We start from the raw sequence: 15593 nt of genomic DNA, 5'->3' as shown, positions 1-15593 counted from the left end.
TTTCTAATTCGTAACCTCTTCTTTTTATGAGATAAAAACTTGTCTCATTCTCAATCACTTATAAAAAATACGTACTTTCATTATTAGAAACTATAAATTTGTCAATTCTTTTAAAATATCTTCGAATCCTTCAGCCCTGATATACCCAACCATGCGCTTGTTTATAGGTGCTTTTGCCAACAACTTCAATTCTACAAGATGCTGTAAATCTGTACGAGCTGTCCTTATTGTAATAGGAAAACGTATAGATACCTCTTTTGCCGTCAAGAGCGTCTTAGGTTTTTCACTAAAGATCTTTAGAATTTGTCCCTGACGCTCATTGATATTACTAAAACCACGAAATTGGTAATATTCCTCTCTTTCTTTCATCTTCTTCCGAAGATAAACCTGCAAAGCCTCATATGCTTTCTTCATCGCCTGTAGATGATACACGATAAAATAAGACAAATCCAACTCATCTTGCTCAACATACAAAAAAGATTTTTCGTACTGGTTCTTACTTTTATAAATAACTCGCGAAATTGACAGAAACTCAGTTAGCCAATAGCCTTTTTTCAAGAGATACCAATAAATTAAAGAACGAGAAGTCCGCCCATTACCATCAACAAACGGATGAAAATACGCCAACATAAAATGAATAATAATACCTTTAATAATGGGATGAATGAATGGTTCATTTTTATCGTCATTAGCAAAGTTACATAAGTCTGTCAACAAACCTTTTAAATCTGCTGCAAATGGAGGTGTATGAACTATTTCTCCTGTAATATCATTCATGACACATATCTTGTCATCTTTCCTTAATGCACCTTCATCAGAAGAGTCATTAAGAGTCTCTTTGGCTATTAGTCTATGAATATTCAATAATGCCTCCAAGCTAAAACGTTCATCCTTATGCGCAACCAAATATTGGATAGTAGCATAGTTGTTGACTATCATTTGTTGACTTTTATTGATAGGCTTTGCTTGTTTACGCAACATTTCTTTCGCCACTTTCCTCGTCGTGGAAGCTCCTTCCATTTGGCTAGAAGCAATGGCCTCTTCCATGATAGAACTTAACAAATACACTTTGTGGTCTTTTTCAGGAATAATACCACCAGCACCAAGGCTACCGCCAAAATTCATATCAAACTCATGAAGAAGTTGCTGCATCTTACTTGTTATCGTAAAATGAAATTGCAACTTTCCAAACTTGAGATTTATAACATTCAACCGCCTCTTAAACTTTACAGCCTGCCAAAGCACTTCGGGCAGAATGCCCGAAGGAACCATATACTTCACCTTGTCCCAATAGTAGTAACCATCATCTATTTTTGCTAAAAGGTCACCATATATAGGATTAACCAACAGCTTAATGGACTCTTGTTCATTAGCTTCAGAGAATTTTGGAGGAGATTCTATCATTTTACATTATTATTTACGGATAGCATATAAATCATATCTATTTTGCCTGCAAATATAATAATAAAAAATGAAATTAGGGGAAATTTTCCTCTATTTTCCCCTAATTTCCTCTATTTTCGAGCATTTTCCCCTATTTTTCACTTCTTTTGCATACAAAACTCTCTTCTTATTGTTTCTAAAATAGCCATCTGAAGGGTTTTCCGCATTATTTTCCGTAGTCACACCTTACTATATTAAGAAAAGCATCGAAAAACTTCCCAGTTTCCAACTATTTTTTGTAATTTTGCACCCAAAATAACAAAAAAATGTATATTAGCTAATATGGAACAGAAAAATTTCAAACGTACCACTGTGACGGCAGCTTTGCCATACGCCAATGGTGGTGTACATATCGGACACCTGGCAGGTGTATATGTGCCAGCCGATATCTACGTGCGCTATCTCCGACTCAAAAAACAAGACGTTGTTTTCATCGGCGGTAGTGATGAGCACGGTGTGCCTGTAACCATCCGTGCCAAGAAAGAGGGCATCACCGTACAGGAGGTGGTGGACCGCTATCACAATCTGATCAAGAAAAGTTTTGAGGAGTTCGGCATTTCCTTTGATATCTATAGCCGTACGACCTCAAAAGTTCACAATAAGTTTGCTTCTGATTTCTTCCGCACTCTCTATGATAAGGGCGTACTCGAAGAGAAGGTAGAGGAGCAGTTCTGCGATGAGGTAACAGGAGAATTCCTCACAGACCGCAACATCGTGGGCACTTGTCCTCGCTGTGGTGCTGAAGGTGCCTATGGTGACCAGTGCGAGAAATGTGGTGCTACACTTTCGCCTGAAGAGTTGATCAACCCAACCAACAAGAACAATCCTGGACACGGTCTCGTGAAGAAGCCTACCAAGAACTGGTATCTGCCTTTAGGAAAGTATCAGGACTGGCTGAAGCAATGGATTTTGGAAGGCCACAAGGAGTGGCGTACCAATGTTTACGGCCAATGCAAGAGCTGGCTTGGCATGGATTTGCAGCCTCGTGCGATGACCCGCGACCTGGACTGGGGTATTCCTGTTCCTGTGGAGGGTGCTGAGGGCAAGGTGCTCTACGTATGGTTTGATGCACCTATCGGTTACATCTCAAATACCAAGGAACTCTGCGATGCACAGCCTGAGAAATGGGGCACATGGCAGAAATGGTGGCAGGATCCTGAGACTCGTCTCGTTCACTTCATCGGTAAGGACAACATCGTGTTCCACTGCATCATCTTCCCTACTATGCTGAAGGCACACGGCGACTATATCCTGCCAGACAACGTTCCTGCCAACGAGTTCCTGAATCTTGAGGATGATAAGATTTCTACCTCTCGTAACTGGGCAGTCTGGTTGCACGAGTATCTCGTAGATCTCCCTGGCAAGCAGGATGTTTTGCGCTATGTATTGACAGCCAATGCTCCTGAGACCAAGGACAACAACTTCACATGGAAGGATTTCCAGGAGCGCAACAACTCTGAATTGGTTGCTGTTTATGGTAACTTCGTAAACCGTGCTCTCCAACTCACTAAGAAATATTGGGGCGGTGTAGTTCCTGCTTGCGGCGAACTGCAGGAGGTAGATGAAAAGGCTATCGCAGAATTCAAAGACGTGAAGGAGAAGGTGGAGCAGTATCTCAACGTATTCAAATTCCGTGAGGCTCAGAAAGAGGCTATGAACCTCGCCCGCATCGGTAATAAATACATCACAGAATGTGAGCCTTGGAAGGTTTGGAAGACCGATCCTAAGCGTGTGGAGACTATCCTGAACATCTCCCTCCAGTTGGTAGCCAACCTCGCCATCGCTTTCGAACCATTCTTGCCTTTCTCTTCTGAGAAACTGCGCAAGATGATCAACATGCCAACTTTCGAATGGACCCAGTTGGGCAGCACAGACTTGCTCAAGGCGGGTACTCAGCTCGGTGAGCCAGAGTTGCTCTTCGAGAAGATTGAGGATGAGGTCATCGAGAAACAGTTGCAGAAACTCGCTGACACCAAGAAGGCTAACGAGGAGGCTGAATACAAGGCTGCACCTATCAAGCCAGAGGTCAGCTTCGATGATTTCGAGAAGCTCGACATTCGCGTGGGCCATATTCTGAACTGCGAGAAGGTAAAGAAGTCTAAGAAACTCCTGAAGTTCACCATCGATGACGGTACTGGTACTGAGCGTACTATCTGTTCAGGTATCGCCGCCTACTATGAGCCAGAGCAGTTGATCGGTAAGGACGTGCTCTTCGTTGCAAACTTTGCTCCTCGCAAGATGATGGGTATCGAGAGCCAGGGTATGATTCTGAGTGCAGTCAACTTCGACGGCTCATTGAACGTTACCTCTCTCCTTGGCAAGGTTAAGCCAGGAAGCCAGGTAGGATAAAGAATCATAGAATCATCTGATTATCAGATAAGGCAAAAGCCTCAAATCCTTTGCGGATTTGAGGCTTTTCTTATTTCTATCCAAATTATTCTTTTATAACGTAAAGCGATAACCTACGGTAAAGGTCAGCGCCATCATTATTTACCCTTCTAATATCTTCCATTCACCAATGGTTCTCTTCTGGCTGTCATAGTTGATTCCTACTTTTACCAGTCGTTTGCCATCAGCAGAATAAGGAATAAGATAGCCTTTATCATCTATCTGTTGCAAAGCTTCCTCAGCCGTCTTATCAAACTTCAGTTCCATCACATAAATGGTATCTGGCATGTGAAGAACAGCATCTGCTCTGCCTATTGCACTATCCTCCTCCACCAAGATGTAAGCACCCATCAAATTAAAGATGAGATAAAAGACCGTTTGGAAATCCTTCTCGTTCTTGTTGGCAAGTCGATTGGAGATACTGGCAAGATAAGCCTGCATTTTCTGCAACGCACCGTCCATGTTATTGTCATATAGTTGCTCCAAAAAATCGAAGATGAAACTATTATTGTTCAACGATATTGGAGAGAGATAGTTAGGAGCCAAGGAGCGAATCATCCCCACACACACTTCCTTGTTTGGATAATCCAGCTGATAGCTCTGCAAGATAGGGTTATACTTCTTGATGGTGAGATACCCACTCTGATAAAGCAATGGTAAAGCTGAAGTCATCTGCTCAGGAGAGACATCGAAATCATCCACTCCTACAGATTTCTGTTCAATATCCATCACACCCACATGATGTTTGCGTAAAGTGTTGATAATGTAAGATGGAGTACCTGAACTAAACCAATAAGCTGCTATTTCCTGACTTCTCAAAGCTTTAATCAGGCTAAACGGATTGAACACATCTTCTGATTTTTTACTGAAATGATAACCATCATAATATGAACTCAACTCGGCAACCGTTTCATCAAAAGTTTTTCCCAAAGACTTGGCTAACAACTCAACATCAGGCTTCATCGCTGTCAGAAGTTCTGTCTTGCTGATACCACAGATAGCAGAATACTGGTCGAACATGCTGATATTATCCAAATTGTTGATCTCGCTAAAGATACTCAACTGAGAGAACTTGGTAATACCCGTGATAAAGATAAATTCCAGCCAAGGGTCTAAATATTTCAATGGGCTATAAAACTTCCTCATAACCAAGCGCAATGGCATCAAACTTTCCTTTTCATGCACGACATCCAAGAGAGGAGCATCGTATTCATCTATCAAAACGACCACCTTTTGCCCCGTCTGCTTACAGGCACGCTTAACCAAAGACTGCAAACGCTGGCTCGGTTGCACCGCCAATTCGTCACGTCCATAGACCTGCTCGTATTCAGAAAGCATGTAGCCCAGCATCTCTTCTAATCCCTCGGGGGTCTGATTTTTGGCAGTACTCATGTCGAAGTGAAGAACAGGATGTCTCACCCATTCTTTCTCATATTCGCCAAGTGCCAAACCATCAAACAGATCCTTCCTGCCCTCATAATATGCCTGGAGCGTAGAGACAAAAAGCGACTTACCGAATCGTCTAGGACGACTCAGAAACACATATTTAGAACCATTACGCAAGAAATCGACAATATACCTTGTCTTATCAACGTACACATAATTACCCTCTCGTATATCAGAGAAGGTTTGCATTCCTACTGGGTATTTTCTTATCTCTTCCATAGCTATATTTCTTTAGACAATGCGAAGTTACGAATAAAATATTAGATACGCAAATAAAAAGACAAAAAAAGAGAGGCGAGCTTCACTGCCAGCCTCAACGTGACCTCTCTTCTTGGCAAGGTAAAGCCAGGAAGTCAGGTAGGGAAAAAAGACAAGATCATCAAATAGGATAAAAATAAGATCATCAATAGCCCTATACCGGGATATTACTGGTATAGGACTTTTTTATGTTTACTTGAACCGGATATAAGACCGGTCATCAAAACTATGATTTCCCTCCTGCAGTCCCTTAGTGGCGAGGAAAGAGGAAATGTTTTGAGGATCGGCTGCGAGTTGAGCCTGCAGGGCAGCCTCGCTTTCGGCAAGAGTTGGTTTCAGGAACGGATATCCATCGCTTGCCAGAACGATTTCTCCTATGGCTGGAGAAATGACCTTTACACCTTCACGGTAGATAGGAAATCCATCGATTACCGCATAATGAATGTTCTGTCCGTTGAGCATCGCCTGAATGAGCAGCGGTTCAATAGCCTTACGTGCATCTGCCGGAGGCATTCCCTGTTGAATGAGGCTCGCACGTCTGGCGGCAATCTCTTCTTCAAAAGGTTTGTTGTTTTCGTAAAGTTTGCCACCGATGAGTGCCTGACAGTCACCCACCATCCACACTTCTCTCCTGACACAGGAATAGACGATGGCAGAAGCAGTGAGTCGTTCTTCAGGATGCAGTTTCATCCGCTCTTCCATGCCTAAAGTCTTATACACCTTATTATATATATAGGAAGAAACACCCTGACAGAAGTCATCAACTGAAGCCTCAGCCTTTAATTCCTTTTTGATAAATTCCGAGATGAGCACCATCGCATAACGTCCGTTCTTCATGTCAGGCGAAAGATGCGTAGGAGTCTTGCTCGTACTTCCATCAATCACTGCGATGAAATCATCAGTCACGACGACACCATCCTCACAAGCCTCTTGGCTCTTCTTTCCTACCATATTTCTTTCTACTATTTTCATCTCTTTATGTTTTTACATGCAAAATTACAAAGAATTGCTTGAATAAGTCTAATAATTCGCAAGAAAAAGAATATAAAGCCCCATGAAAAAGTCACTAAACCCGCATGAAGTCTATGTTCAACGTCGTTGAACATACATTCAGCGACACCAAACTAAGCTTTCATGCCCGAAGAAAATTTACTTACTGGGGGCAGTATGGCATACACTCGCCCTGATGGAGTCAAGGTTATTCCATTGGCTTGCTTAAAAGACTAATAGTGTTTACCTTTAACAATATATGAAAAAGGAGAGGCGAGCTTCACAGCCAGCATTCTTGTCCCCGTATTCGTCAAAAGTGTGATTTATCACAAAAAAATCGAATGATATTTGGTGATTACATATAATATTCCTAACTTTGCACTCGACAAAAGTGTGATAAATCACAAAAAAATCGAATAACATGGAGATAAAACGTAATATTCACTTAAACAGAATCATTGCCCGCAAGGGTAATGGCATGATAAAGGTAATAACAGGAATGCGCCGATGTGGCAAATCATACCTTCTCTTCACCTTATTTCATAACTATCTCTTAGAACAAGGAGTAGATGAACAGCATATTATCAAGGTTGATATGGAAGACCGCCGTAATGCCGCTCTAAGAAATCCTGATGCTTTGTTGAACTATATAGATTCAAGGATGACAGACTCTCAACAATATTACATCCTCCTTGATGAAGTACAGTTGGTGGCAGAGTTTGAGGATGTACTCAATAGCTATCTCAAAATCACAAATGCAGACGTTTATGTAACAGGTAGCAATGCAAAATTCCTTTCTAAAGATGTAATTACAGAGTTCAGAGGACGAGGCGACGAAATACGTATCACGCCTTTAAGCTTTCAAGAGTTTATGTCTGCAAAAGAAGGTAATCGTGAAGATTTATTGAATGAATATCTCACCTATGGTGGACTTCCACAAGTGGTCACAATGGATGAAATTGAGCGAAAAGTAGAGTACCTCAAGAACCTTTTTACTCATACCTATATCCGTGACATCAAGGAACGATATGAAATAAAGAAAGATGACGATTTGGAAGAGCTAATCAACTTGGTCGCCTCAAATATTGGCAGCCTAACCAATCCAACAAAGTTGGAAAATTGCTTCAAATCTGTCAAACAAAGCAGTCTTTCAAAAGATACCATCAAGAACTATCTAGACTTGATGCAAGATGCTTTTATCATCGAGAAATCCATCAGATTTGACATCAAAGGCAAGAAATACATTGACACACCATCCAAATATTACTTCACAGACTTAGGGTTACGTAACGCCAGACTTAATTTTCGCCAGACAGAATTTACACATCTCTTGGAAAACGCAATATACAATGAATTGCGTATTAGAGGCTATTCTGTTGATGTGGGACAAATACCAATTTTTACGATTGGAGAGGATGGTAAGCGGCAACGCAGTACATTAGAAGTCGATTTCGTTTGCAATCTGGGCTATAAGAGATGCTACATACAGTCTGCCTATGCCTTGCCAACAGAAGAAAAAATGAAACAAGAGTTCAACTCTCTTTTGCGCATAAAAGACAGTTTCAAGAAAATCGTCATCGTAGGAACGCCCACTCCGACTTACCAGAACGAGGAAGGTATCCTTACCATGAACATTTATGATTTCTTGATGAATCCAGACAGTTTGAACATCTAAAATCGAAAAAGAGAGGCGAGCTTCACAGCCAGCCTCTCCAGAGAGATTTATAGAAAATGCCACTCATGGCATTCCTATATCGTTGATTAAAAATATTTGTCTTTGAAATTAATTTGCCTTTGGCAAAGTCTTGCTCCAGTCATTCTGAGCAACACCAAAACCTGCATTGATTTCGTCAACAGGAATTGGATATACAAAGTCTGAAATCTTATAATTGTTAAAAGTGAACTTCACCTCTGGGGCACCATAAGCATATACAGATGCCTTTTCGTCCCAACGGCGCAAATCATACAAACGAAGTCCTTCCTGGAACAATTCGCGAGCACGCTCATCCTTCAAGAAAGCAAGAACCTCATCTTTTGTTGTACCCAACTGCTCGGCAGAAGTAATATCCGCATTACGCTTTGCAACAACTAACAAAGAATTTCTAGCCTCATTAAAATCTGTGTCAGTAGTTCCATGAAGCTTAGCCTCTGCCTTAATGAGATACATTTCTGGCGCATTGATCAAATAGTTTGTCGTTGTTACGGTAGGGAACTTACCACCCTTAAAGACAGGCTTGGTTGGTGTAGATGAAGCATCCCAAATGAAGATAGAAGTTCTGCAATCATTTGCACCATACATCTTCTGAAGTTTTGGACTTGGACTAAAGCTATATGTTGACCACAATGTACCACAAGAGTTTGCAGACCAGTTATGCTTATCGTCAATAGACAAATAGAACAAACTTTCTGTATTTACCCCTGTAGAAGAATACATTGCCTTGTAATCATCTGCCGTTGTTGCCAATGCTGACACGTCTGCATCATCAAGAGCTTGCTGAGCATAAGACGCAGCGTCAGACCATTTCTCCATATAGAGATAAACACGAGCCAACAATCCTTCTGCTGCTGCCTTGGTAAAGTAAACTTTCTTGCCTCTATCTACACCAGCCTTATCAAAATGCTCAATCGCATTTTTCAAATCGGCGACAATAGACGTGTATGTTTCACCTACCGTAGAGCGAGATACCTGCTCGAAAGCCTTAATTGGCTCCTCTGAAATTACAATACCTGGTTGATCAGAAAAATCCTGACCATTTACCTTGATTTGATGACCATAGATATTGACTAAAGCAAGTTTAGCATAAGCACGAAGAGCGTAAGCCTCAGCCAAAGCGACATCCAAAGTCTTCTTATCTTCCTCTGTGGAAGTCTCATACAATTTCTTACCTGCATTAATTGCTCTCGCTGAATTATCAATTACTTTGTAACCATAATTCCAAATATAAAGCAAATAGCTTTCCTCATCTGTCATCGTATAAGAATAGATGGCATCCATATGACCTGTAGAACCATTCCAATACGACAAGTCTGTTGGAATATCACCAATCATTGTTGCGAAATCGCCTGCAAAATAATAATGATAAAACCAATCGTACTCACCATTTACGGCATTACTTACAGAAGATGCATCTGTCAAACCATTGTCCACATCTACACCAGAATAGTTCTTGGTGTCCAAAAAGTCATCTCCACAACTTGTCAAACAAGTTCCTGCTACTGACAAAAACAGTAAACCTAATATATGTTTCTTCATATTATTCCTTAATTTGAATCTTTTTAGAAAGTAATCTGAATACCACCTACAAATGTAGTCACACCAGGATACTGCCATGCGATAACGCCATTATCGTATGTATCAGGTGTATATCCAGTAAAGTCACTTGCAGTAAAAGTGTATAAGTTATCTGCTGAAATGTAAATACGTACCTTTTGCATGAAAGCCTTCTTTGTCAAAGAAGATGGCAAAGTATAGCCCAATGTAATATTACTCAAGCGTAAGTAACTTCCGTTCATAAGGAAGCGAGAAGAGGTATTTGTTGAATTATCTGGATCATTGTAAACATAACGAGGATATTTTGCATTAGGATTATCCTCTGTCCATGAGTTAAGAGCCATATCTTTGAGCGGTGTCATCTCACGCATACCCCAACCTGTAAAGGCTGCGCCATAATCATAGACCTTAGCACCCAAACGATAATTGAAGCTTAAACTAGCATCAAGTCCTTTCCAATTGATAGATGTTCCAAATCCACCGAATACCTTTGGATCAGCAGAACCCAAATGACGCTTTGCAGCCTCCCTATAATTGCTTGTTGTCTCATCACCAGTTTCATTCTTATACCATAGAGGCTTACCATTGGTTTTATCCACACCTGCATATTCTCTCATATAGAACTCATTGTATGGATAGCCCACTTCGTTGATCGTCAATGTATTGACGATAGGTTCACCACTAGACAACTTAACCACACGGTTTTGGTTCCAAGTCATATTAGCATAAGCATTCCAATCCAAGTCCTTACTATGCATGATAGTAGCCTTCAAATCTACTTCGATACCTTGGTTACGAATCTTACCAATGTTCTTATAAGTGCTAGCCAAACCAGTTGTCATAGACAATGGCATTTTCATCAAAGCATCAGATGTTGTCTCATTATAGTAATCCAAAGACAAATGAATGCGATCAATGAAAGAAAGGTCAAAGCCTACATCAAATTTCTTAGAAGTCTCCCAAGTCAACTTTGTATTAGAGATTGACTCTGGAGCAATACCTACCACACCATCATAGTTGTGACCTGCCATATAATAACCACGTGCAGCATACCAATCAATGTCTTGGTTACCTACAGTACCATAAGATGCACGAAGTGTGGCATTGGTGATAATAGGATTATCCTTCAAGAACGTCTCTGAAGAAAGACGCCACTTGGCACCAACAGACCAAAAATTGCCCCAAAGGTTATCTGTTCCAAACACAGAAGAACCATCTCGGCGGAAAGATGCAGATGCATAGTACTTATCAAGATATGAGTAATGTGCATCAGCAAAATAAGACGCCAATCTTGCCTCTCTCTGCTCATATTTAGGATCTTCCCACTTACCTGCTGTAGAAAGTTTGTTCATTCCCAAAGAAGCGAATGGGAAATCATAACCTGTATAATGGTCAGAATAATATGATTTCTTCTGCATCTCTTGACCCAACATAACAGATACATTGTGCATATTGTTGAAAGTTTTGTTCCAACCAAGCACATTGTTCCAAGTAATTGTTGTAGAGCGAGAATTGAATTGGTCACCATAACCATTGTAATCTTCCATTCCCTGTGGGTCATAAATAGCAGACATATATTCATACTCACGATAGTTCATGATATTTACACCTAAGTTTGTACGGAAATAAATACCATTCCAAATATCAACTTGCACGTATGGATTCAAGTTCAATGTCTCATTGCGACTTTCGTATACATTACCCAATTTATCTGCAAGAGCAAGAGGGTTATATAAGCCGTAAGTATAACCATAGTATTTGCCCTCCTCATCATGAGTTGGATAGAATGGTTGCATCATAGAAATCGCAGCGGTCATAGTATTACTCATTGCACCTGCAGTTGACTGACTTGAACCATTCTTAATAGAGAAGGCATAGTTAGCATTAGCACCTACAGCAAAGCGACCGAACTTGCTCTCCACATTGACACGACCAGAATATCTCTTAAAGTCAGAAGCAATTACCAAACCCTTTGTATCGAGATAACCAGCACTGATATAGAAACCTGTTTTGCCAGTTTTACCCTGAGCACTGATGTTATAGTCTTGGTAATAACCATGGCGAGTAACCTCATCTATCCAATTGGTAGATCTCTTACCATCCCACTCATAATATTCTGTCAAGAAAGCTTTTGCATCAGCAATATTGCTGTATTGTCCTGCAGCAACACGACCTTGTGCATACAAATTCATAGTCTGCTCTGCATTGGCATAGTCCATATTGTTATTGGCCATAGAAGTAAAGCCTTGCTTGATATCAACATTGATATTCAACTTGCCTTCTGTGCCTTTCTTGGTTGTAATAACAATCACGCCATTGGCTGCACGAGCTCCATAAATAGCAGTTGCAGCAGCATCCTTTAAAACAGTAACAGTCTCAATATCCTCTGGATTTACAGAAGCCATAGGATCCAGGTAGTTACCCTCGCCAGTGTATGTACCTTCCTTATCAGAGTTCATTGGCATACCATCAATGACATACAAAGGTTGAGTACCAGAATTGAGAGAACCACGACCACGCACATAGATTGAGCCCCATGTACCAGGCTGACCTGTAGAGTTATTCATCTGTACACCAGACACATTACCCTCCAAAGCCTTAACAAAGTTTGCATCACTCTTCTTCTCAATCTGAGCACCATTTAGTAAAGAAGCTGCACCAGTAAAAGAGGCTTTCTTTTGGACACCATAACCAGTTACAACCACCTCATCAAGGGTCTTTTGGTCTGCTCGTAATTCAATCTGAATCTTATTACCCTTAATTGTAACTGTTTTGTCTTCCATACCCATGTAAGAAACCTTCACAGAATTCTTACCCTGAGGAAGAACGATAGAAAAGTTACCGTCCACATCGGTAACAGTACCAGTATTAGTACCAACAATCTTGATTGATGCGCCTATAACAGGCTCACCATCCTCTGAAGTTACTACTTTACCAGTAACGGATGTTTGAGCAAAGGCTACTCCACAACTGAGAATTGCCCCCCCATCAACATTGCGATTCTTTTCATCATAATCTCTCTCGTTTTGATAAAATTTATAAATTTACTATAATCGGCTGCAAAATTATAATTTATTTTGGATATTTGCAAATATTTTGTTATAAAAATGCAATTACTTGGCAAAAATATATGGTTTTAGTAAGGAATAGCACATTTCTGCTTACTATTTGTTACGTTTTTCTCCTTATACATACCAAAGTTGTATAAGGAGAAAATGAATCTCATTCGAACAAATCATCCAGCAAAACTTCATCATTTACAATGCCTGAATGTTTGTTCTGCAATACTCCATAGGTGGTAACCATGGTGATGCGGGTGCTGCATCTGGTCATGGTTTCTGCCAGGAAAATAGACATGCGTTCTCTCAATTTCTGTTCATAACCTTTATCAATAGCATACATGCCTGAAGAAAACTTCATTTCACAAAGGTTGATATTATGGTCGGCACGCTCTATCACCAAGTCGATTTGCGTATTCTGTTCGGGTTGCCTGCTACGCCAAGCACTTGCATCATTGAGAATTCTATCTATCCCTAAAGCCTTCTTGATTTCATCCAAATGCAGTAGGCAGAGAAGTTCAAAACTGAAGCCTTGCCAACTTGACACCTGAGGCGTAGATGAAAGATGAGTCCAACGAAGACTGTCTTTCGTATCTATTCCATTCACATATTTATAATAAAATAAGGTATAAAAATCCTTGATGCGATAGATTGCATTGTTCTTGGCATTGCCGTAACGGGCATAAGAAAAGATGAAATCACACTGTTCCAAATCAGACAGAATCTTAGAAAGTGCAGCTCCACCCAATTTAGTTTTCTCGTTGATTTCCTTTCTGGTAAATCCCTCTTTCCGTTCGGTCAGCATCCTGATGACTGCAAGATAGTTGTCTGGACGTTTGAACAAGGTGGAATACAATTCATTATATTCGGTTCGCAGCATGGCATGAGCATCTGCAAAGAAAAGTTCGTCAATATTGCTCAATAGGGAGAGTTTGGGATTGAGCAATGTCAGATAAAAGGGAATACCGCCCAATATCATGTAGCATTGGGCTATCTGATAACGGTTCCATCCAAAATGCTTTTCATCCAGATATTGCTCCATCTCACTCAGTTTAAAAGGACGAAGATAAATTTTTTGGGTAATGCGGTTGAAAAGTCCACCCTGATTATGCAGGAGTTTGTCCACCATCCATGATGTGGCAGATCCGCAAGCCACCAATACAATATCATCACGCATGTTGGCCCATCCATTCCAGAAGTTTTCCAATGCCGATACGAAATCTGATTTAGGTGTATCCATCCAAGGCATTTCGTCAAAAAAAACAACTTTTTTTCCTGGAATGTTGTAAGTTTCTAATAATCTTTGCAAAGCATCAAACGCTTCTGTCCAGTTTTTCAGCTGTGGAACAAAAGTTGAATGAGAATAGCACATCAGTTCTTTAGCAAACTCGGCCAATTGTTGTTCACGTCTCATTTCATGTTTTCCTACAAATGAGAAAGCATAGTTGTCCTTGAAAAAACGTCTTACCAAAAACGTTTTTCCTATACGCCTACGACCATAGACGACTACAAATTCAGAGCGTTCAGACTCCATACAAGCCTGAAGTTTAGCCTGTTCAAGCTTTCTTCCTATCAGTTTATCCATAAGCTAAAAATCTAATAACTTGCCAAAATTACAAAAAATAATCGATTTTGGCAAGTTATCCAATCCAATAACTTGCCAAAATTGAGATTTTTTAAAGGTTTTGGCAAATTATCGGAGAAAAAGAAAACGTTTACATCACTTTTTATCGAAAAAGCTTGCTTATATTGCACATTTTTCGTAATTTTGCGCACGATTTCAACGGCAAGGTAAGACAGACGGTCTTATACCTTATTATATATAAGAAGGAAAGCCGTTATTATTAAACAAAAGTATTAAGATAACAATGACTCACAATTTGTTAAAAGGCAAGCGTGGCATCATCTTCGGTGCACTCAATGAGGAATCTATCGCTTGGAAAGTAGCCGAAAAGGCTGCTGAGGAAGGTGCAACTATCGCACTCAGTAACACAGCTATGGCCCTTCGCATGGGTACTCTCGACAAGCTCGCTGAACAAATCAACGCCCCTATCATCGCAGCTGATGCGACCAGCGTTGAAGATTTGGAAAAGGTATTCATTGAGGCTCAGGAGAAACTCGGTGGCAAAATCGACTTCGTGCTCCACTCTGTTGCTATGAGCCCTAACGTACGCAAGCACCGTACTTACGATGATCTCGATTACAATTTCCTGAATAAGACTCTGGATATTTCTGCTATCTCTTTCCACAAGATGTTGCAGGTAGCCAAGAAGCTCGACGCCATCAACGAGTGGGGTTCTGTAGTAGCCCTTACCTACGTGGCTTCTCAGCGTACCTTCTTCGGTTACAACGATATGGCTGACGCTAAGAGCATGCTCGAAAGCATCGCCCGCAGTTTCGGTTACATCTACGGACGTGAGAAGCACGTGCGTATCAATACCATCTCTCAGAGCCCTACTGCTACTACAGCTGGTAAGGGAATCAAGGACATCGAGAACATGATGGACTTCGCTGATAAGATGTCTCCTCTCGGAAACGCCGTAGCTGAGGATTGCGCTAACTACTGCGTGATGATGTTCTCTGACTTCACCCGCAAGGTAACCATGCAGAACCTCTTCCACGATGGTGGTTTCTCATCAATGGGTATGAGCCTCCGTGCCATGAACCAGTATGCCAAGGATCTGGCTCCTTATGAGGACGAGAACGGTAAGGTTATCTACGGATAATCCAGACCTTTC

9 protein-coding genes are annotated in these 15593 nt (G+C 40.8%); 3 read left to right on the top strand and 6 right to left on the bottom strand.

Going from position 1 to position 15593, the window contains the following annotated elements:
• Positions 1-90: 90 nt before the first annotated feature.
• On the bottom strand, positions 91-1404 hold the full coding sequence (locus DW917_RS05465; protein WP_118117040.1) for a Fic family protein: 1314 nt from the start codon (positions 1402-1404) through the stop codon (positions 91-93).
• Between the two features lie 321 nt (positions 1405-1725).
• On the opposite strand from DW917_RS05465, the gene metG reads away from it, so the two are divergent.
• Positions 1726-3792 carry a methionine--tRNA ligase gene (metG, locus tag DW917_RS05460; protein WP_118117039.1) on the top strand — a complete coding sequence of 689 codons (2067 nt, stop codon included), beginning with the start codon at positions 1726-1728 and terminating at the stop codon, positions 3790-3792.
• Positions 3793-3933: 141 nt separating this feature from the next.
• Here the strand turns inward: metG and DW917_RS05455 are convergent, their stop codons facing one another.
• A complete protein-coding gene (locus tag DW917_RS05455) occupies positions 3934-5496 on the bottom strand; it encodes an ATP-binding protein (RefSeq protein WP_118117038.1) in 1563 nt (520 codons plus the stop codon).
• Positions 5497-5727: 231 nt separating this feature from the next.
• Positions 5728-6507 carry a hypothetical protein gene (locus tag DW917_RS05450; protein ID WP_118117037.1) on the bottom strand — a complete coding sequence of 260 codons (780 nt, stop codon included), beginning with the start codon at positions 6505-6507 and terminating at the stop codon, positions 5728-5730.
• 439 nt (positions 6508-6946) lie between these two features.
• Between DW917_RS05450 and DW917_RS05445 the strand changes: the two genes are divergently transcribed.
• Entirely contained in the window at positions 6947-8200 is a 1254-nt protein-coding gene (locus DW917_RS05445) for an ATP-binding protein (RefSeq protein WP_118117036.1), read from the top strand.
• A 108-nt stretch (positions 8201-8308) separates the two neighbouring features.
• Here the strand turns inward: DW917_RS05445 and DW917_RS05440 are convergent, their stop codons facing one another.
• From DW917_RS05440 to DW917_RS05430, 3 genes are all read right to left on the bottom strand, one after another.
• On the bottom strand, positions 8309-9778 hold the full coding sequence (locus tag DW917_RS05440) for a RagB/SusD family nutrient uptake outer membrane protein (RefSeq protein ID WP_118117035.1): 1470 nt from the start codon (positions 9776-9778) through the stop codon (positions 8309-8311).
• 23 nt (positions 9779-9801) lie between these two features.
• A complete protein-coding gene (locus DW917_RS05435; RefSeq protein ID WP_118117034.1) occupies positions 9802-12774 on the bottom strand; it encodes a TonB-dependent receptor in 2973 nt (990 codons plus the stop codon).
• 244 nt (positions 12775-13018) lie between these two features.
• Positions 13019-14440 carry an ATP-binding protein gene (locus DW917_RS05430; RefSeq protein WP_118117033.1) on the bottom strand — a complete coding sequence of 474 codons (1422 nt, stop codon included), beginning with the start codon at positions 14438-14440 and terminating at the stop codon, positions 13019-13021.
• Between the two features lie 283 nt (positions 14441-14723).
• Between DW917_RS05430 and DW917_RS05425 the strand changes: the two genes are divergently transcribed.
• Complete coding sequence (locus DW917_RS05425) at positions 14724-15581, top strand: enoyl-ACP reductase (protein ID WP_118117032.1); 858 nt, start codon at positions 14724-14726, stop codon at positions 15579-15581.
• Positions 15582-15593 lie beyond the last annotated feature (12 nt).

This window comes from Prevotella sp. AM42-24 (assembly GCF_003461825.1).
In the GTDB taxonomy this organism is placed as follows: domain Bacteria; phylum Bacteroidota; class Bacteroidia; order Bacteroidales; family Bacteroidaceae; genus Prevotella; species Prevotella hominis.
The sequence above is the reverse complement of the archived record's forward strand: the minus strand, read 5'-3'. Positions and strand labels throughout refer to the sequence as shown.

Coding starts and splice junctions, on each gene's coding strand:
- DW917_RS05465 (WP_118117040.1), bottom strand. CDS start 1,404: ATGATAGAATCTCCTCCAAAATTCTCTGAAGCTAATGAACAAGAGTCC.
- metG (WP_118117039.1), top strand. CDS start 1,726: ATGGAACAGAAAAATTTCAAACGTACCACTGTGACGGCAGCTTTGCCA.
- DW917_RS05455 (WP_118117038.1), bottom strand. CDS start 5,496: ATGGAAGAGATAAGAAAATACCCAGTAGGAATGCAAACCTTCTCTGAT.
- DW917_RS05450 (WP_118117037.1), bottom strand. CDS start 6,507: ATGAAAATAGTAGAAAGAAATATGGTAGGAAAGAAGAGCCAAGAGGCT.
- DW917_RS05445 (WP_118117036.1), top strand. CDS start 6,947: ATGGAGATAAAACGTAATATTCACTTAAACAGAATCATTGCCCGCAAG.
- DW917_RS05440 (WP_118117035.1), bottom strand. CDS start 9,778: ATGAAGAAACATATATTAGGTTTACTGTTTTTGTCAGTAGCAGGAACT.
- DW917_RS05430 (WP_118117033.1), bottom strand. CDS start 14,440: ATGGATAAACTGATAGGAAGAAAGCTTGAACAGGCTAAACTTCAGGCT.
- DW917_RS05425 (WP_118117032.1), top strand. CDS start 14,724: ATGACTCACAATTTGTTAAAAGGCAAGCGTGGCATCATCTTCGGTGCA.